General features: G+C 40.7%; 17 protein-coding genes and 1 pseudogene. 8 read left to right on the top strand and 10 right to left on the bottom strand.

What is annotated here, in order from left to right; genetic code table 11:
• The 3 genes and pseudogenes from IQ259_RS24510 to IQ259_RS24500 all read right to left on the bottom strand — a co-directional run.
• Window positions 1-154 (bottom strand): annotated as a pseudogene (locus IQ259_RS24510) (photosystem II q(b) protein); the annotation flags it as partial.
• 213 nt (window positions 155-367) lie between these two features.
• The gene (locus tag IQ259_RS24505; RefSeq protein ID WP_193888618.1) at window positions 368-1,867 is read right to left on the bottom strand and encodes an MBOAT family protein; all 1,500 of its coding nucleotides are present in this window, start codon (window positions 1,865-1,867) and stop codon (window positions 368-370) included.
• Between the two features lie 68 nt (window positions 1,868-1,935).
• The gene (locus IQ259_RS24500; protein ID WP_193888617.1) at window positions 1,936-4,953 is read right to left on the bottom strand and encodes a DUF1574 family protein; all 3,018 of its coding nucleotides are present in this window, start codon (window positions 4,951-4,953) and stop codon (window positions 1,936-1,938) included.
• A 216-nt stretch (window positions 4,954-5,169) separates the two neighbouring features.
• Between IQ259_RS24500 and IQ259_RS24495 the strand changes: the two genes are divergently transcribed.
• From IQ259_RS24495 to IQ259_RS24485, 3 genes are all read left to right on the top strand, one after another.
• Window positions 5,170-5,409 carry a hypothetical protein gene (locus IQ259_RS24495; protein WP_193888616.1) on the top strand — a complete coding sequence of 80 codons (240 nt, stop codon included), beginning with the start codon at window positions 5,170-5,172 and terminating at the stop codon, window positions 5,407-5,409.
• A gap of 99 nt (window positions 5,410-5,508) precedes the next feature.
• Window positions 5,509-8,604 carry a phosphoenolpyruvate carboxylase gene (locus IQ259_RS24490; RefSeq protein WP_193888615.1) on the top strand — a complete coding sequence of 1,032 codons (3,096 nt, stop codon included), beginning with the start codon at window positions 5,509-5,511 and terminating at the stop codon, window positions 8,602-8,604.
• A 73-nt stretch (window positions 8,605-8,677) separates the two neighbouring features.
• Window positions 8,678-8,929 (top strand): hypothetical protein, encoded by a 252-nt coding sequence (locus IQ259_RS24485; RefSeq protein WP_193888614.1) that lies wholly within the window; start codon window positions 8,678-8,680, stop codon window positions 8,927-8,929.
• Window positions 8,930-9,038: 109 nt separating this feature from the next.
• Here IQ259_RS24485 and IQ259_RS24480 read toward each other — a convergent pair whose 3' ends face one another.
• The gene (locus tag IQ259_RS24480; protein WP_193888613.1) at window positions 9,039-9,410 is read right to left on the bottom strand and encodes a hypothetical protein; all 372 of its coding nucleotides are present in this window, start codon (window positions 9,408-9,410) and stop codon (window positions 9,039-9,041) included.
• A gap of 194 nt (window positions 9,411-9,604) precedes the next feature.
• Here IQ259_RS24480 and IQ259_RS24475 point away from each other — a divergent pair, with 194 nt between their 5' ends.
• Complete coding sequence (locus IQ259_RS24475; protein ID WP_193888612.1) at window positions 9,605-9,910, top strand: DUF4090 family protein; 306 nt, start codon at window positions 9,605-9,607, stop codon at window positions 9,908-9,910.
• Between the two features lie 51 nt (window positions 9,911-9,961).
• On the opposite strand, the gene IQ259_RS24470 is transcribed toward IQ259_RS24475, so the two are convergent.
• Window positions 9,962-11,383 carry a DUF3370 domain-containing protein gene (locus tag IQ259_RS24470; RefSeq protein WP_193888611.1) on the bottom strand — a complete coding sequence of 474 codons (1,422 nt, stop codon included), beginning with the start codon at window positions 11,381-11,383 and terminating at the stop codon, window positions 9,962-9,964.
• Between the two features lie 206 nt (window positions 11,384-11,589).
• Here IQ259_RS24470 and IQ259_RS24465 point away from each other — a divergent pair, with 206 nt between their 5' ends.
• From IQ259_RS24465 to IQ259_RS24455, 3 genes are all read left to right on the top strand, one after another.
• Entirely contained in the window at window positions 11,590-11,976 is a 387-nt protein-coding gene (locus tag IQ259_RS24465) for a hypothetical protein (RefSeq protein WP_193888610.1), read from the top strand.
• Complete coding sequence (locus IQ259_RS24460) at window positions 11,976-12,308, top strand: hypothetical protein (protein WP_193888609.1); 333 nt, start codon at window positions 11,976-11,978, stop codon at window positions 12,306-12,308. The genes IQ259_RS24465 and IQ259_RS24460 overlap by 1 nt, the downstream gene beginning before the upstream one ends.
• Window positions 12,309-12,609: 301 nt before the next feature.
• Entirely contained in the window at window positions 12,610-13,248 is a 639-nt protein-coding gene (locus IQ259_RS24455) for a histidine phosphatase family protein (RefSeq protein WP_193888608.1), read from the top strand.
• A gap of 341 nt (window positions 13,249-13,589) precedes the next feature.
• Here the strand turns inward: IQ259_RS24455 and IQ259_RS24450 are convergent, their stop codons facing one another.
• From IQ259_RS24450 to IQ259_RS24440, 3 genes are all read right to left on the bottom strand, one after another.
• Window positions 13,590-14,021, bottom strand: a complete 432-nt coding sequence (locus IQ259_RS24450) for an NUDIX hydrolase (RefSeq protein WP_193888607.1) — start codon at window positions 14,019-14,021, stop codon at window positions 13,590-13,592.
• Window positions 14,022-14,029: 8 nt separating this feature from the next.
• The gene (locus IQ259_RS24445) at window positions 14,030-14,482 is read right to left on the bottom strand and encodes a DUF3531 family protein (protein ID WP_193888606.1); all 453 of its coding nucleotides are present in this window, start codon (window positions 14,480-14,482) and stop codon (window positions 14,030-14,032) included.
• A gap of 157 nt (window positions 14,483-14,639) precedes the next feature.
• Window positions 14,640-15,557, bottom strand: coding sequence for a Sll0314/Alr1548 family TPR repeat-containing protein (locus IQ259_RS24440; protein ID WP_193888605.1), 918 nt, complete (start codon window positions 15,555-15,557; stop codon window positions 14,640-14,642).
• 186 nt (window positions 15,558-15,743) lie between these two features.
• On the opposite strand from IQ259_RS24440, the gene IQ259_RS24435 reads away from it, so the two are divergent.
• Window positions 15,744-16,145, top strand: coding sequence for a hypothetical protein (locus tag IQ259_RS24435; RefSeq protein ID WP_193888604.1), 402 nt, complete (start codon window positions 15,744-15,746; stop codon window positions 16,143-16,145).
• An 83-nt stretch (window positions 16,146-16,228) separates the two neighbouring features.
• On the opposite strand, the gene IQ259_RS24430 is transcribed toward IQ259_RS24435, so the two are convergent.
• Window positions 16,229-17,035: an anti-sigma factor gene (locus IQ259_RS24430; RefSeq protein ID WP_193888603.1), complete on the bottom strand. Its 807-nt coding sequence runs from the start codon at window positions 17,033-17,035 to the stop codon at window positions 16,229-16,231.
• Window positions 17,028-17,633 (bottom strand): sigma-70 family RNA polymerase sigma factor, encoded by a 606-nt coding sequence (locus IQ259_RS24425; RefSeq protein WP_193888602.1) that lies wholly within the window; start codon window positions 17,631-17,633, stop codon window positions 17,028-17,030. The genes IQ259_RS24430 and IQ259_RS24425 overlap by 8 nt, the downstream gene beginning before the upstream one ends.
• Window positions 17,634-17,845: the final 212 nt, after the last annotated feature.

Here is a 17,845-nt window from a genome sequence, read left to right as displayed (position 1 = left end):
AGGCGATTACGAAGCAGGTGGTTGCAGCCAGCAAGGTGGGGATCATCAATACGCCGAACCAACCGATATAAATCCGGTTTTCGGTGCTGGTGATCCACTCGCAGAAGCGCTCCCATACGTTAGCGCTACTGCGCTGTTGTAAGGTTGTGGTCATTTTTTTATGATTGCTGAATGTGTATTTGATGAATCAGGCGTATGAATTTTTGCCTGCATGAGTAAACTTTACATGTATTTACGTTAAGTATGGTTTTAATTTTCTTATGTTAATATTTATTTAAATAACTTCTACTTATTTAAATGGAGTTAAGTAGTGGTTGTAAGAATACTATGGAGGTGTGTTGGGCGATCGCAGTCCCTAACGATTGGCTTAAAAATCGAAGTAAATATAAGGTAAGCTGCCTTCGGGAGCTAGTAACCATACAACATAGAAGCATAACGGTACGAAGACGAGCTTGATAGGCCAGTTCAATTCCAATTTAAATCTACCGTTCAAAGCGTAGACCAGACCCATGAAAGCAACCAAAATCATCAGCATCCAAGAGAGTTGGTATTGGCTAATAGTTAGGGCTTCCACGTAAACCTTTTGGACAAACTGTGCGTCAGCAGTCTGACCCCAAAGGTGGTTAATTACGTAAGAAGAGTCTTGGAGATTGGGTAAACGAAACCAAATCCAAGAGGTAAAAACCATCAATTGAGTCAAAAGCCAAGCGACAACTATACCTAGAGGATTTTGCCAGAAGTGTGCTAGTTTTTCATGGCGATCGCTCAAAACATCTGTAAGTCGATGAACTACCAAAGCAATTCCATGCCATACACCCCAAACGATAAAACCCCAGGCAGAACCATGCCAAATACCTGCAATCACCATCACAATAAATAAATTCCAGCAGGTGCGAATCAAGCCACGCCGAGAACCACCTAAAGGGAAGTAGATGTAGTTACGCAGCCAATCACCTAAAGTTATATGCCAGCGTCGCCAAAAATCGGCAATACTGCTACTGAAGTAAGGAAAGTCAAAGTTCTCTGGGAGAACTAAACCAAAGAGCATAGCCGTACCACGGGCAATGTCTACATAGCCATTAAAATCTAGATATAGCTGCAAACCGTAGGCAAAAGTCGCCAACCAAAGGTCAGTACTACCTGCTCGTTGCAAGTTACCAAAGCATAAATCAACAAAAATACCTAAATTATCTGCCAAAAGTCCTTTTTTAACTGCTCCTCTGGCAATTAACCACAATGCTTCTGCTGCTCTCTCGGCTGTGGGAAATTGTAGAGTGTTGAACTGATTTGCTAAGTTGTGATAGCGCGTAATTGGGCCGGAAATTAGTTTAGCAAAGAAGAGTTTGTAGGTAGCAAATTTGAGAAAATGGTCAGTAGCAGGAGCGCCCCGATAGACATCTATTAAATAAGCAATACACTCAAATGTAAAAAACGAAATTCCCAAAGGTGCAATCACCTTAAAAGATGCCTCTGGTGAGTTTGTTTGTAGAGGAAGAACCAAGTTTAATATAGAGGCAAAATATTTAAACCCTAGCAGCAATAAAACATTTAATATAATACCTAGCCATAATAATTTCAGCCGGCGACTATTCCAATCTGCATGAGCAAATTGCCATTCTTCATTAGAAATTCGCCAGTCAAGATTATGCTCACCTGGAGAGGTATTCTTGCCAATTTCCCGCCCCAAACGAAAATTAATAAAAGTCAATGCTAATAAAAGGGGTATGTACTGGATGCTCCAAGAAGCATAAAAAGCAAGACTGGCAATTAATAAAGTCCATAATCGCCATTTCTGCTCTGCTAAAGTCCAGTAAATGCCTAATATACTCAGTAAAAATATGCCGTAAGAAATTGATATAAAGTTCATGTTTTAGTCATTTATTATCAGGAAGTAGGCAGAGGGTAGGGGAAAGTTTTTTACTCAGCACTCAGCACTTACTTCGTTGGCCAAGAAATTACTGGGTCGATCGCTAGTTTTTTTGAAACTTCGTAAGCTCCAAAGCGGTTAAGATGGCTAGGGTCAGAAAAATAGTCATTTGTTCTTGGCCAAAGTTGGCTAAAATCCCGATAAATGAAATTGGGATTAGTCGCTAAACGTAGCATATATTGTTGAAATTCTTGCTCATATTTTTTGCGTACTGGATCTAAATATTCAGCAGTGAGAGGCATATTAATAAATACCAGAGGAATTTGCCGAGACTGCGTAAACCGCAAAACTTCTTGGAAAGCAGCATCTTGCTCACCTTCTATGCGGAAAGATTTGTAGTCATTGTCATAATTGCCTGTAACTCTGGGATGTTTTTGATAGTATCTAGCAGGATTAAACCGCACAGATAAAGGTAAGAAACCATCAAAATCAACTGCTTGCAGAGAAATTTCATCTTCTGAACTCTCTGATATAGATTCATTTGAGGGTGTATCTTTAGGAGTGCGATCGCTAATTAACGGTAAACTACCCAGTTGTTTATGTAGTAAAGATTTAAGTTGTTTACGATTTTCATAACTACTTGAAAAAACAGCTAAAATCTGATTTAAACCATTATTTATTGCTTGATAGCTAGTAATATCATCCGGTTTTTTATCTGTTTTTTGCTTCTCCTGTGGTTTGTCCGTATTTTTAGCAGATTCTCCATTAACAGCAGTATTTTGGGCTTTTTCCAAAATCTTTTTATAACCTGGAGAAGCAGCGATCGCATTAAAGGTTATGTCTTCACGTCCACTGTTGAAAGCACGGGAACCATCAGCCCAAAGAATTACTTTTGGCAGTTCCGATGGCTCAAATACTTGGCGAATAATAAAATTTACAACTTGTGCTGTAGCACCATTTACACCAAAGTTGAACACCTCAATATTGGGATATCCCTGTTTTGCTAAAGCTTTCGATAATGCTGCCGGATCGACTCCACGCAAAGCCCGCGAAGAACCAATAATTAATATATCTGGCGGATGCCTCTTAATATGTAATTGTTGTTTATACAAAGCTAGTTGTTCATCTAACTGCCGAGCATTGAAACTAGGCATTTGCGATCGCGCTGCTAATAAAATTGCCGCAGATGTGGCTTTTTCTTTTAATGGTGCGGCTGTTAAAGTTTTGGGTTCAGTATCATCATTTAGAGTAAATCCAGAAGCGTTGAAGACAGAGTTTTTCGGCTGTGGTAATTTTTGCCCAGAGGAACCAGTCAGCGATGCCAATTTTTCACTTTGCTTCACTTCTGATGTCACAGGCGGCTTTTGCTCAGAGACACTAGCTACCTGGGGCGCATTAGGTAAAGTCCGAGACACAATTTGACCGAGAATCCAATCAGTTTGAAGTGTGAGCAATAATCCGAGTGTTCCCCAAACTAAAGCAACTCTTAGTCCTCCTTGTAGATCAGGATCTACTGCTGACTGATCGACTTCGGTAAATATCTGTGTTCCCAGCAGGCACTTTTTTACTGTAGCGCTAGTTGTGACAATCCAATCCCGCGCTACTTCTGTAACAAAATTTTGTACTTCTTCTGAGGTTAACTCAACTCGGAAGATGGGTTCTTGAGTATCTTTAACTATCAGTTCACCCACATATTCAGAAGTAGCTGCAAACTCTGGAGTAGCTTCGGGAACTAAACGTTGGCGTTGGACAAAATCCACGCCATGATGCCAAACAGGTTCTTTATTACCAGCACGACGGCCGTAAACCCTGACTCCTGCTACCCCAGGCAATTTTAACTGACGCACAAACTGGGTAACTTTATTTGCTACTTGTTTACGGACTGGGCAAATGGGTGCATCACACATAATGTGCAGTAAGTCACCTTTGCGTAGCAAAATGACGCGAATCCCGCCTGTCTTCAAGCGCCATTCTAAGTCAGTATTAAGTAAGCGTTCTAGTAAAAAATGAGTGGCTGGTTCATCGCCATTTGTGGCTAACTCTAATGCTGAGGTTGCTAAGGCTGGGTGTTGCGCCGCAGGTAAAGATATCCAATCAATCCAAGCTGGTTGCTTTTGTCCAGTTTTTTGTCCGTAAATAGTAGCACCAAGAATTCCTTGGGGTGCGATCGCTTCTAATTGCGATAGGATTATTTCTAGACATTGTGTTTTGTCTGGTGCGGCTGCATCTTCTAAGGGATCAAAGGCCGGTGTGCAGAAAATATGTAGAGTTGATTCTTTGAGCGATGCTTGGACAGTTACCTGAGATGCTAACAATACCTCCGTTAACAGCCGCGCGATCGCTTGTATATCCCCCCAACGCGCCCATTCTTTGAGCATCACTTCTGGAGGGGTTAAATCTACCCGCAGCACCCAATCATCGCTAGTTTCCCCACTTACTTGGGAAGTAATCACGGCATCTTGATAGCCCGTCAGCTTTAAGAATCTGAGTTTCTGAGCTATTGGTTCCGCCAATAATGAGGGATCAGGACTATAGGCAGACTGACAAAAGATCCATAGGCGATTTGTTGGGATTTGATTTTTGTCTTTGGGTTGGTGTGGCTTGATTTTAACTTGGACTCCCACACCCAAAGAACTCAGAGTTTCACTGAGATAATGCGCGATCGCATTGGGATCTCCCCGGCGGGCTAAACTCTCATTTGAGATAATTAGCGCCCCACCTACCGACTGCTTTGATGCTCCTGATTCCTTTAATGCTTGCTCTACCTGTTCTAAGTGCTTATCTAATTGATTTAGATGCACCCGATGACACCATTGAGGTCGATTGTCTCCCTTTTTTCGCCCGTAAACCAATACTTGGTATATTGAGGGTTGTTCGTTACTTGTTAAGATATCTAAATTTGTTTGGTGTAGTGCGTGAAGCAAATCAGAGAGAGTGCGCCAGCGTAGAGGACACTCGGTTGCTTCACAAAGAATGTGTAGGTCATTTCCCCGCAATCGGACTTTCACCCCTAAAGTGTTGATCCCTGTTGCTTGGCTTACCCACTGCACTAACGTTTGCTGGCTATCTGGTAATACTGTTTTCATGGGCAGTTAACTTTACAGGAAGCGAGTATTCGGGGGTATTGCCTGCACTTGTAAACTAGAACCATAGGTTTATCATATTTTGCTGTTTTTTTTTAACACTTTTGTTACCTTCTAAGCTTGCAAAATAGGCCAAGATAGTCTTATATCGTTGCAAGTTTTACAGAAGTTGAGTTTTGCGTTTCATTCTACCCGTTTGCCAACAACCAAAAATTAGCAATGCCTCCTATCACTCCCCAATCTTCACCCAACCCTGGATTAAATCTGGTTTTGTTTAGCATTCCCCAATCTCTCCTTTTAGAATTAGGTACAGCGTCTATATTACTGCTGCTCACCAGCCAAAAGCTCACAGTCAAAGCCCTAGAATCTCTAGGACAAACTAGTGAAGAATTGTTTCGGGGCGATCGCTTGCCTATTCTTCCTTTTCCCAATCACGATGAATTAATCAATAAAAGCTAAAACTTATACTTTAAAAAATAACCGCTCATAGAAAACAATGAGCGTAAATCACAAAGTTCAAAAATGTAAACAGTAATTGGCTTTACAAGAGAAGCAAATATGAGTTCGCTTTTATACTCTGTGTCAGACGCTGCGAATTACTACCCTGCGTCAGAATTATTTTTACGTCGTCGTCTCCAAATAGTTGAAGAATTATGGGAGAACGTACTGCGGCAAGAATGTGGGCAGAAGATGGTAGATTTATTGCGGCAATTGCGGGATTTGTGTTCACCGGAAGGACAAGCCACAAACGATCAAGCCGCCTCAGCCGTCAAATTGATTGAACAACTGAATATTAATGAAGCAATTCGGGCTGCTCGTGCTTTTGCGCTCTATTTTCAGCTCATCAACATTATAGAGCAGGAATATGAACAAAAGCAGCAATTAACCCGTTACTCAGAAGTAGAAACAGAATCAACAAGTACAGACACCATTTCTGATAGTAGCTACTCTTCCAACGATAAAGAAGATGATGTCTTTGTCAACAAAGGTATAGGGACAGACTTATTAGGCAAAAGTTGGGTTGGCAAAATGCACAACAAACAAAAAGGCACTTTTGCCACTTTGTTTCCTTATTTATATGAACTGAACGTTCCACCCCAACAAATTCAACGTTTAATTTCGCAACTGGATGTGCGCTTAGTGTTTACAGCACACCCCACAGAAATTGTTCGTCACACCATCCGCGATAAACAACGGCAAGTGGTTAATCTCCTGCAACAAATAGATGCAGTAGAAAATCGTGCTGGTGGATATCCTTGGGAATCAGCAGAGTTGCGAGAAAAGTTACTCGAAGAAATTCGTCTTTGGTGGCGCACAGATGAACTCCACCAGTTCAAACCCACAGTCTTGGATGAAGTAGATTATGCCTTGCACTACTTCCAAGAAGTATTATTTGATGGCATTCCCCAACTGCATAAACGCTTTAAGTATGCTTTGGGTAGCACCTTTGCATGGCTGGAACCACCGCGCAAAAACTTTTGTTCTTTTGGTTCTTGGGTAGGTTCCGATAGAGATGGGAACCCATCTGTTACACCAGAGACTACCTGGAAGACGGCTTGTTATCAGCGCAAAATGGTGTTGGAAAGATATATCCAATCAGTGAAGACATTGATTGAGTTATTAAGCATCTCCATGCACTGGAGTGATGTTTTACCAGACTTGCTGGAATCATTGGAATTAGACCAATCGCAGTTAAGTGAAATATACGATGCGTTGGCTTTGCGTTATCGCCAAGAACCCTATCGCCTAAAGTTGGCTTATGTACTGAAGCGGCTAGAAAATACACGCGATCGCAATTTAGCATTATATAAGCGCGAAACTCCCAATAACGAAGATGCACCAATGTATCGTTCGGGAGCCGAGTTTTTGGCAGAACTGCGGTTAATTCAGCATAATTTGAGCGAAACTGGTCTGAGTTGTCGAGAATTAGATAATCTGATTTGTCAAGTCGAAATTTTTGACTTTCACTTGACACAGTTAGATATCCGCCAAGAATCAACCCGCCACTCGGATGCGCTGAATGAGATTTTAGAATATCTGCAAGTACTGCCCCAAGCATACAACGACTTGAGCGAAGAACAGCGAGTTGCTTGGTTAACCTCAGAATTGCAAACTCGCCGTCCGTTGATTCCATCGGAACTACCATTTTCTGAGAAAACCAATGATGTAATTGAAACCTTTAGAATTTTGCGATCGCTGCAACAAGAATTTGGTGTCAACATCTGCCAAACTTATATTATTAGTATGTGTCGTCAAGTCAGCGACGTACTCGAAGTTTTACTGTTAGCCAAAGAAGCCAGATTATTTGACCCTGCCATTGCCGTCGGCACAATTCAAGTTGTACCGCTATTTGAAACTGTCGAAGATTTGCAACGTTCCCGCAGCGTCATGCGTCAGCTGTTTGAACTACCGTTATATCGGGCTTTATTAGCTGGTGGCTACGAAAATATTCAGCAAAGACTTTCTCCGGCTGAAGCAACCCAACCCTCAGCACTTAGCACTCAGCACGCTGCTCAACTCCCGCTTCCGCTAACAGCACTCAGCACTGACTTACAAGAAGTGATGCTGGGATATTCCGACAGTAACAAAGACTCAGGCTTTTTAAGCAGCAACTGGGAAATTCATAAAGCCCAAAAATCATTGCAGAAAATTGCCGAAGAATATGGTGTGAATTTGCGGATTTTCCACGGACGCGGCGGTTCTGTGGGACGTGGTGGCGGCCCAGCTTATGAGGCGATTTTGGCGCAACCAGGACACAGTATTAACGGGCGAATTAAAATTACCGAACAAGGGGAAGTATTAGCTTCTAAATATTCCTTGGTGGACTTGGCTTTATACAACTTAGAAACCGTCACCACAGCCGTAATTCAAGCAAGTCTGCTGCGAACAGGGTTTGATGATATCGAACCTTGGAACGAAATTATGGAAGAACTAGCAGCGCGATCGCGGCAACATTATCGTGCTTTAATCTACGAACAGCCTGATTTCATCGACTTTTTCCACCAAGTCACACCCATTGAAGAAATTAGCCAGCTACAAATTAGTTCCCGTCCAGCACGTCGTCCTTCTGGTAAAAAAGATTTAAGCAGTTTACGTGCTATTCCTTGGGTGTTTAGTTGGACACAAACTAGAGTTTTGCTACCTTCTTGGTACGGTGTCGGGACAGCCTTGCAAGAATTCTTGAATGAAGAACCAGAAGAACATCTGAAATTACTGCGCTACTTCTATATGAAGTGGCCATTCTTCAAGATGGTAATTTCCAAAGCCGAAATGACCTTGGCGAAAGTAGATATGCAAATGGCACAACATTACGTGCAAGAATTGTCGAATCCAGAAGATAAAGAAAGATTTGAGCAGGTTTTTGAGCAAATTGCCAGCGAATACTATCTCACTAGAAATTTTGTCCTAAAAATTACTGGTCATAATCGGCTGTTAGACGGTGATCCTGTGTTGCAGCGTTCAGTACAATTACGTAACGGCACAATTGTACCTCTAGGTTTCATCCAAGTTTCTCTACTCAAGCGCCTACGCCAAACACGAAATACTAACGCTACCTCTGGCGTGATTCACTCTCGTTACAGCAAAGGCGAGTTATTGCGCGGCGCACTATTAACTATTAATGGTATTGCTGCGGGGATGAGAAATACAGGCTGATCCGCTACGCCGAGTCCTTTGTCATTAGTCCTTAGTCCTTGGTATGGTTCTAATGACCATTGACTATTGACAAATGACCAAAAATAAAATTTTAATTTGTACCTTTTTAGCCCTAGCTTCAGGATTTTTTGGTAGTTACATCAACGGACAAATTACGCTGATGCTGCATAGCCAAAAATGCCAAAACCAGCCTTGGGGCTTCAAAGAGATTTGTAATACTTGGGTAGCACCAGGAGCAATGTGGCAAGGTAGCACCAGAGGGCTTTGGACTGGTACAGTCTTAGGCGCATTCGTAGGCGGTTTAATTACACGCCAACAGCGTTAAATTCCACTTGACAAATAACCAAAAAGGATGAACTAGAGAAATGCTGAATACAAACCCCATCACTTGAAAGGTGGGGTAATTTCAGACTTCAGACTTCTCACTTCACACTTTATTTGCGCGATCGCAAATTACTCAAGTTTTTCCACGAGTTAGAACTGGTATCAAAACAACGCCAAGAACAGTCTTTGCTTTCCTTGTAACAAAACAAAGTGCGATCGCCACTATTCAGCTTATCTGTTAAATAATATACTAGTCCCCGGAAAGGATAAGTTTTACGACTTAACCGTTTAGCTACAGCTTGATTTGGACATTCCACAATAAACACTGGTTTTCCATTCAAGTAAGCCAATGAGAATATGCACATACGCAAAATAGCTCTCAGCCAACTTTCGGTATTATCGAAGTAATCGTCGATAATTCTGTTAGTCAGTGCTTTTTCGAGGATGCGATCGTTGTTTTGAGAAATGTGAGCCTCAGACATAGCATCACCTATTGCTATACCGTTGGTTCGAGATTAATCCAAAATCTTCAAAAATGCCAAGTGTCCATGCACACACAATTACTCACCCTTCATCTTTAAGCAGTGCCTTTTTGCGTTTAATCAAAATACCGACTTTTACTTGAGGTGTCAGTCAGACTGGTAAAATCTACCCAGAGCCTAGAAAACAAATTGCCATGACTGCCGAAACTAACCAAGTAAATTCCCCAACCACAGGTGCAGATGCGATTGACGAAGCGATCGCCAAAGGTATAGATTTTGATGGGACTGCGATTCCCACCGCTAAGTTAGAGCTATATAACCAAGTCATGGCGCTAGAAGCAAATAGACAGCGTAGTGGCGTGTCAAATACAATGCGATCGCGGATTGTCAGAATCGGTGCCAAGCACATTCCTCAACCAGAACTCGATAAAATGCTCACAGAAGCTGGTTTTGCACCTCTCAAAGAAAAAGAAATTGCCTTTTTCTACAGTGGTAAATAATTAGTTTACTTGAGTGGGTTAACAACTGCGTAACCCACCCTAATCAAAAACTTATTGTTCCAAAGTTCGTACAGTCAACACCTGTGGCGGTGTAGAATCTGGCGGATAAATCACATCTACCTGTAAATTACGTTGGCTTGCAGGTGGTAGAACAAACTCCACTAACGGTTCCAAAACCTGACCAGTTCTGTGCCATAAATGCACGTACCGCGTCTTCTTTTGTCCTTGGTCATCAACATAACGTAGCCGCACTGTACCACGGAAAAACGGAAAATCAAGAGATGGTTTACGGAAACGAACACCACCTTTAGATAACTTGTCTTCTTTTAAAGGTGTTTCTAGAGTAACTGTAACTTTCTGAGTTTGCTTTGTATAATTCTTTAACGGCAAATAGAGATTATATTCCACTCCATAATTACCGTGCGCTTCGTAGGCGGTATCTGGGTAGCGCACCAACATTTTAGCCGTTTGGATTTGTTCAGTACCCAATCGACCGCCCCGCAGAGTATCTAAAGCAAAAGAAATACCTTGGCCAGGCGCAGGAATAGTCAAATCCGTGGCTTTGATATGATCTACCAACTTAGCTTGCCATTGAGAACCTTGAGAAACACCAGCCACGCGCCCATAAATTAGTGAACCACTGGTTGCATCTGGCGGAGTTGGGATTTTATCTCTTGGCCCAGCAAAACTGCCATTATTTAACAAAGCTTGCCATTCTGTAAGGGTAGGCGCGCGATCGGAACCATCCGTATTTTTCTTCGCAAACATCGCCATACTCGCCGCATAAATTTTGCCATTACTCCGCAAGCGCAAAAAACTAGAACGACCATTCACAGGCCTTTCTAAATTGCGTACCGGAATCGGATGATTCAGCAACATCCGCCTTCCGCCAGGGGGAATCACCAATTTTCCAGGAAAATCAGCTTGACGAACACCCCGCAGGACATCACTAACAGCCCTAGCCCCAGGCCCAGAATAAACCTTACCATCATTATTTTCTCGGTAAGGCGCTAAGGTAACAAACGGTGCATCTTGCATCAAATAACTTGCCCCTTGCAACACATCTATCGTCACAGTTTTTTTACTAGGGTTATGCAGAATTACACCGATGTATAACGTTTGCAAATCTTTGGGAGTATGAGTGTAATGATGGGCGAATAAATCAAAGCGCCCCTGAAAAGGAAAATTGAGGTGTGCGGCTGGAACTTTTTTACCGTTAGCAGGAAAGGTAGAAAGTAAAATACCCTCATTTTTAATCCATTCTGGGCTATTGCTGTTAAAAACAGGGATTGTATCTAACTTACCAGATAAAGCCCGAACTTTCCCTGGTTGCACAATTTCTTGGGGTGCTGGTTTAGGTGAAGTTTGGGCGACAACTGATGAACTGTTCTTCAAAGTTGTGCATCCTGCTGTTTGAGTAATAGCGAGTCCAAATAGAAGTATAAATACAGACGATGCTAGTTTATTTGTCATAACTGTGGTGTTGAAGATAATCCCTGCTAACTACAAGTTATTTAGCTGATATTTCTGAAGTTTTTATAAGATAGCTAATTTATTTATAGTCGTTTACAATAGTGCTTTAATTTTTTTTAAATGTCTATAACTTATAACACTTCAATCATCTAAAGTCATAAGTTATATTAAAGCCAGTTTCGTATTCTGATTCAAAAATTGCTTAAATGGAAATACTCATTGAATCAACTAAAGAATTTGAACAAGATTTAGATAAATTTAACAATAGAGAAAAATTCAAAGTTATTAAAAAATTAAATCGTTACGTTGAGCTAATTTACAAAAACAAAAATTTATTAGAAAATCATATCTTTAAGTTAAAAGATATCAAATTTAATGCTGAATATGATTCTTCTCTTTATGCTTTGATTATTGATAAAAATTTAAGAATAATTCTAACTATTGATGACGACCCAATTTTTGATGCAACAGTGGTAACTTTGTTTAGAGTTGTCAGTACTGAAGATGCTGCAAAAGCATATAGTTTGGTAGCTGAGTCTCTCTACCAAGATTTTAGTGTGAAAAATCAAGAAATAGAGGTTCGCTCTAGCTGATGCCACAGATTAAACCACTTCTAGATGAGCATGGCATTATTTATGAGGCTATGAAAATTTTACCTGATAACCTGAAAATTGATTTTCTAGAAGCCTTGGCAGAATTAGAAGATAATGAATGCCATAGAACCAGAACTTTTCCGAAAACTAGGCTGCGTAAAGTTAAAGGTATTAAACAAGCAATATACCGTGCTGATATCGATAAGTTATCTGGATGGCGTATTCATCTTCAATATATTGAAGGCAAAATTCATTTAAATGATATTATCGAAGGCCAACGCCATGATGATGTGATTGAAGTGATTAAATCTAAAAAACATAGATATGAGTAGATACAAGATTGTCAACAGGAAAGGCAGATGGCAGAAGGGAAGAGTTTGCCTACGGTAAACGGAGGAGGAGGATGAAGGATCTGGATTAACATAAACTCCGCAGAAAACACAAGATCCAACCTTGTGCCTTCTTTACTACCTAGTACTAGCTGAAACTGCTACTTTTATCTTCGATTTCAAAAAACTGTGTTTGATTGACTTTTTTGGTTGATTACTTTGTCCTGATGTCACATAATCGATTGCAAGATTGATGGTAGTTTATGTTTGCACAAACTCTTTGAACTCAATCACGATACAAGTTATGACACTCAATTTATATTTACTGCGACATGGAGAAACTACTTTTAGTCAAAGTGGTAATTTCTGCGGTGAAACTGATGCGGAGTTGACATCCGAAGGGATGCAGATGGCAGAGAGTTTTGCCGATGTTTATCAAAAGTTGAAGTGGGAGGCTTTTTATGTTAGCCCGATGCAGCGCACAATTGCAACTGCCAAGCCATTGTGTGATGCTATTGGTATGGAAATGCAGTTGCGTTATGGACTTAGAGAAGGTAGTTACGGCGAATGGGAAACCAAGAGTAAATCGTTTGTCCAAGAGAATTACCCAGAAAACTATGTAAAATGGTTGACAGAACCCGCGTGGAATGCACCACTAGGTGGAGAAACTGCGGTAGATATTGCTAATCGTTCTATGCCTGTAATTGCTGAAATTCAAGAAAAACATCACCAAGGTAATGTTTTAGTAGTTTCCCATAAAGCCACGATTCGGATTATGCTTTGCAGTTTACTGGGAATTGATTTGGGACGCTATCGCTATCGAGTGAATATTTTAGTTGCGTCAGTAAGTATGGTTAAATTTGACGTTAATGGCCCCTTGTTAGAAATATTAGGCGATCGCCATCATATACCTAATCATCTTCGCTCTCGTCCGGGAACATAAGAAGTTGTCTCTCAAGAAATATTATCAATACTTCAAACGATACTCAGTAGAACGGCGTAAATATTTGTAGTTGGAATGAGGCAGGAGGCAGGAGGAAAGAGGGTTTTAGACTGGTTTATCTTTCTTAAAATAGTTGGAGTTTTTCCCACTGCCTTACTTAATTTTAGTATTTTATTAGAAGTAAATTCAGCACTGATTAAGAGTATTTCCAGAAATCACGAGAATTATGAGATATTAAAGCAAAGTAACACAAGATAATCAACTTGTGTTGCTTTTTTAGGGAATTCCATCAGCTGATAATTTTTCTATCACTTGCAGTTACTCTCGAAAAAATAGAGGCTTTATAAATAATTGAAAAACTCCTCTGGAACTAACCTGAGTTCGCCAGATTTAAAACGAGAAATTTCTACCCACAACGCCCAATGATGATGCGTTCCTGATTCAGAAAACAGGAGGCTTTCTATTTGATAAAACTTGGAGTCAGCAAAATCGCATTGATAAAGTTGAATTATTTCATGTCCTTGCCGATTGTTATATATAAATAAATTTTCAATACAACCTAAATAGCGAATATTAGTTAACTCAGCTTGTATTTCTTCTTGAAATTCTCGTTGTAAAGCTGCGTGACTAGTTTCACCAAAATCAACGCCACCTCCCAAAGCGCGATAAAAAGTAGACTGCTTTGCCGGATCATAGCCTTCAGAAACAAAAATTCGTTCACTATTTTGAATTAGTCCTAAAGCTATAACCCGAATTTCCCCTGATTTATTCATTTTTGTCACTAATTATCGTACATGGAGTAAGAACGACTGTCGCTATCTTCGACAGGCCAATCTTCATTTTCGCCACCAATATACAATTGTTCAATAGTGACGTATTCTTCACTTAGCTGGGTGAGGGCGTTGATTAAAATATCTAAAGCGATCGCATCACTAGTTCCCAAGTCAAACCAACAACGCGCCCATTGTCCTTCATACTCAACCTCACCCATGTTGTGCATCAGCGCTAACAGGCTTTTGTTATACCCTTGCGGATCATAATCTATATAGCTGATTTCTACCCCCGTTTCTTGGACTTGCAGGTTTTCAGCATTAAACGCACCCAATTTGCCCAAATAAAACCAGGAATTAAAAACTTCTTCTATATACTGTTTTTCTCTTTGAGAAGGTATCGTGCTAAACCCTAGCCAAATCCATACATCAAACGGATTAAATTCACGGAACTGGATGTGCATTCCAATATCTCAATTACTGTTACTCAAAATAAGCATATCAAAGAGGGGACTACTAGTTTGTCAACCCAAAATTGATAGGTTGTGACTGACGCACAAACGTGGGGAAGCGGGGAATTTTTAGCCCCGCAAAGTTTTCTTGACAAAGTACTATCCTAAATTAACCACCGGAATTATTTAGCTGGTTAACAGCGCTACTGCGTTCACGTTCAATTTGTTTCACCAAACTGGATGGTAGTTGAGATTTTTTTGTTAAAGCTTTGTCAAAATTAGCGATCGCTTCTTTAAACAACTGCTGACTTTTTTCTCTTCTACCTTGTTCTTTGAGGATTTGCGCTTTGAGATAATACAACTCTGGGTTATCTGGTGTCGCTTTAATAGCGCGATTAGCATAGTCTAAGCCTTGAGTATATTGTTTCAAATCTCGGTAGCCAATAGCAATACCTCGATCTGCCAAATACGCAGGTGCAGCATTTGTCTCTAATTGCTCAATTGCTTCATCAGGATTAGCAAAAGGTAAACTGACAGATAGCATCAAATCCATGTAACCTTTGATGAGATTCAGTTCTGGATCTTTTGAAGAAATTGCTTCTGCTTGATCTAAATGTTGGTAAACTTGCCGCAATCGACTTAAGGCTTGGGGCGCACCTTTAACTGTACCCTCACGCGTCAGAATTATAGCCCCTTCAAAAAAATGTCCAACCGCAGTGTATAAATTACCACGTAACGGATCATCGGCAATCAGTTTTTGCCCAGCTTCTAGAGTTTGCTTGCTGTAGTTATTTAAGCCAGCTAAATCTCCATTTGAATATGCTAGTGATGCCTGCATTGCATAAGCTAGAGGTTCATTTGGCTCATTTTTGATGGCTTCTTTCAGATAACGTTCAGCTGCTGGATAATTGCCTTGTTGGAAAATAGCTTTAAAAGCGGCTTCTGTATTGTCGCCTATTTTATGGGGTTTGCTGCTACGAAACGGATCGCCAGCTAGAGATGGACTCACCCACAGGTTAAGGGCGATCGCAGTGGTAAAAGTTGTCTGAGCAAGTCTAGTTAATTTAGTAGAAAATAGTCTAGTCATCAGCACCCTCAAAATAATTGCAGTTGTCATAGATTTATATGTCACCTAGAATGCAAAAAATGTTTCATGACGCTTTTAGGCATGTCAAGGTTATTGACTATGGTGATATGGAGCGAAAACCAAAAAAATTTACCTGGTTCAAGATTTTGGTAGTCTATTCAAAGGTCAAAAAAATGAGTCAGCTTTATGAATAGCGATCGCCGAATCCCTTTTACGTTGCTCCTGCTGCGATTGAGTGTGTTTCTTGTCATGCTGATGTGGACTTTAGATAAATTTGTCAACCCCGATCATACAGCAGCAATTTACAAAAATTTTTATTTTATTGGTGGGCTAACAAATGTACCAATTTATATTATTGGAGTAATTCAGCTGTTGATAATTTTGGGATTTGCCGCAGGTTTTCAAAAGCGGTGGACTTACTTACTAGTACTGTTTTTCCATTCTGCTTCCACCTTCTCGTCTTTTCGGCAATATTTTGATCCCTTTAAAAATCTGCTGTTTTTTGCTGCTTGGCCTATGTTGGTTGCTTGCTTTACCTTGTACTATCTCAGGGATTTAGATACTCTTTACACAGTTGATAAAGGTTAGAACTGCAAAGCTGAAATAAAAAATCAACTTTATGAATTCGCTGAAGTTGGATAAAATATAATAAATAAAAAGGTTGCTTCAGATTAAATATGTGAGCTTTGCATCACTATAGTTCCAGTAGGATGAGAGACTTTTGGATCTTTCTCCAGCGTCACAACTAACCCGGAAAACTGCGGGTGAGAAAATTCTCTGTACATTTGAGAAGTGAATGGTAATTCATGAGAAGCCGTTCCCCAAGAATATGGCTTGACTTCACCGCAGGGTAACTTCTCTCTAGCAACAATTGTCCACAATAAGTAGACATAACCAGGAGGTGGGGCAGGAAGATTTTGGAAAACCATTACCGCCTTTTGTTGTTCAGGATTTATAACTATACTCCCTGAACTGTTATTTTTGGAGTTGACTGATTGAAAGGTAAACAATCGTGTTTGCGAATTCTGGAGTAAGCTTTTAACCACTTGAGCTTGGGCAAAATCTTGGCGTAAACGCTGGTTTTCTGCGGTGACAATACCCATGTGTTGCCGTAGCCGATAATTATCGACACCCAAAACTACCATAAACAGTGCGGCGATGCTACCGGCAATTGTTGTCCATCGGAGTGGCGATCGCATAGCGATTCCTGGGGAGTTTTGCTTAACTACAGTAGTCTGTGTAATCGAGTCTTCAGCTTGTTGGAGAATTTTGGGTAGTAAATGTGCTGGTGCTTCTACTTCAGTAAAGCCATCTAGCACTTGTCGCAGAACTTCCTGCAAATCATCGACTTCTGCAATCAGTTCTGGATGTTCATCAAGTAACAGCCGAAATTCTTGAGCTTCTTCAGGGGTGAGATCATCCACGACAAACCCCGCAGCCAAGTTTTTGATGTGTTCGGAATCAAAAGATTTATTCATATATTGATACATCAGAATCTAGTAAGATGCGTTTAAGTTTTAGTAATCCTTGACGGGTGCAGGTTTTGACAGTGCCTAGAGGGATATCAATTTTTTGAGCAATTTCTGACTGACTTAATCCTTGGTTATAAGCTAGTTCGATTACTTGACGTTGCTTTTCGGGTAGTTGTGCTAAAGCGTTGTGAATTCGCCCCGATCGCTCCGCAAAACTTGCCTGTTCAACAGGTGTTAGCTCTGGTGTAGCTTCATTTGTCATGGTTTGTCCCCACTTTTCCACAAGTTTTATTTGTCTAGTGCGATCGCGTAGCTTATCAATCGCCCGCGATCGCGCGACTGTCACCAAATAGCGCACAAAAAAGCGACAATCAGGATTACTAGATGCTTTGCGCCACAGTGTCAGAAAAATTTCTTGAGTCAAGTCTTCAGCTTCTTGGGAATCAGCCAGAATTTTCAAAGCTAATCCATAGACTAAGCGACCATGACGATTGAACAAAATACTTAATGCCGCCGAATCGCCATTTTTGAGAGCCACAAACAAAGCTTCATCCGTCACATCGGTAAGCCCTGTTAAATTCGACTGGGATTGTTTAGGCTCCATGCGATTTTTAACCCATATCTAAACTAATACAGTCGCTAGTTTTGCATACTTTTTCTGTCATCACCTCGCTCCACAACGTACATAGCCCTGTTGTGTCACTTTAGGCAGAGGAAAAATAGAATTCAGGGTGAGTTAGGAATATAAAAATTGGGGAAGTGAGCCTATAAACAATGGCTTGAAGTTTAGCAAATCCCAATGAAAGTTGAGGGATA

It is taken from the genome of Fortiea sp. LEGE XX443 (assembly GCF_015206815.1).
In the GTDB taxonomy this organism is placed as follows: domain Bacteria; phylum Cyanobacteriota; class Cyanobacteriia; order Cyanobacteriales; family Nostocaceae; genus Nostoc_B.
Note: the sequence above shows the minus strand (reverse complement) of the source record. Positions and strands in the feature narration are given on the sequence as shown.

Coding starts and splice junctions, on each gene's coding strand:
- IQ259_RS24505 (WP_193888618.1), bottom strand. CDS start 1,867: ATGAACTTTATATCAATTTCTTACGGCATATTTTTACTGAGTATATTA.
- IQ259_RS24500 (WP_193888617.1), bottom strand. CDS start 4,953: ATGAAAACAGTATTACCAGATAGCCAGCAAACGTTAGTGCAGTGGGTA.
- IQ259_RS24495 (WP_193888616.1), top strand. CDS start 5,170: ATGCCTCCTATCACTCCCCAATCTTCACCCAACCCTGGATTAAATCTG.
- IQ259_RS24490 (WP_193888615.1), top strand. CDS start 5,509: ATGAGTTCGCTTTTATACTCTGTGTCAGACGCTGCGAATTACTACCCT.
- IQ259_RS24485 (WP_193888614.1), top strand. CDS start 8,678: ATGACCAAAAATAAAATTTTAATTTGTACCTTTTTAGCCCTAGCTTCA.
- IQ259_RS24480 (WP_193888613.1), bottom strand. CDS start 9,410: ATGTCTGAGGCTCACATTTCTCAAAACAACGATCGCATCCTCGAAAAA.
- IQ259_RS24475 (WP_193888612.1), top strand. CDS start 9,605: ATGACTGCCGAAACTAACCAAGTAAATTCCCCAACCACAGGTGCAGAT.
- IQ259_RS24470 (WP_193888611.1), bottom strand. CDS start 11,383: ATGACAAATAAACTAGCATCGTCTGTATTTATACTTCTATTTGGACTC.
- IQ259_RS24465 (WP_193888610.1), top strand. CDS start 11,590: ATGGAAATACTCATTGAATCAACTAAAGAATTTGAACAAGATTTAGAT.
- IQ259_RS24460 (WP_193888609.1), top strand. CDS start 11,976: ATGCCACAGATTAAACCACTTCTAGATGAGCATGGCATTATTTATGAG.
- IQ259_RS24455 (WP_193888608.1), top strand. CDS start 12,610: ATGACACTCAATTTATATTTACTGCGACATGGAGAAACTACTTTTAGT.
- IQ259_RS24450 (WP_193888607.1), bottom strand. CDS start 14,021: ATGAATAAATCAGGGGAAATTCGGGTTATAGCTTTAGGACTAATTCAA.
- IQ259_RS24445 (WP_193888606.1), bottom strand. CDS start 14,482: ATGCACATCCAGTTCCGTGAATTTAATCCGTTTGATGTATGGATTTGG.
- IQ259_RS24440 (WP_193888605.1), bottom strand. CDS start 15,557: ATGACTAGACTATTTTCTACTAAATTAACTAGACTTGCTCAGACAACT.
- IQ259_RS24435 (WP_193888604.1), top strand. CDS start 15,744: ATGAATAGCGATCGCCGAATCCCTTTTACGTTGCTCCTGCTGCGATTG.
- IQ259_RS24430 (WP_193888603.1), bottom strand. CDS start 17,035: ATGAATAAATCTTTTGATTCCGAACACATCAAAAACTTGGCTGCGGGG.
- IQ259_RS24425 (WP_193888602.1), bottom strand. CDS start 17,633: ATGGAGCCTAAACAATCCCAGTCGAATTTAACAGGGCTTACCGATGTG.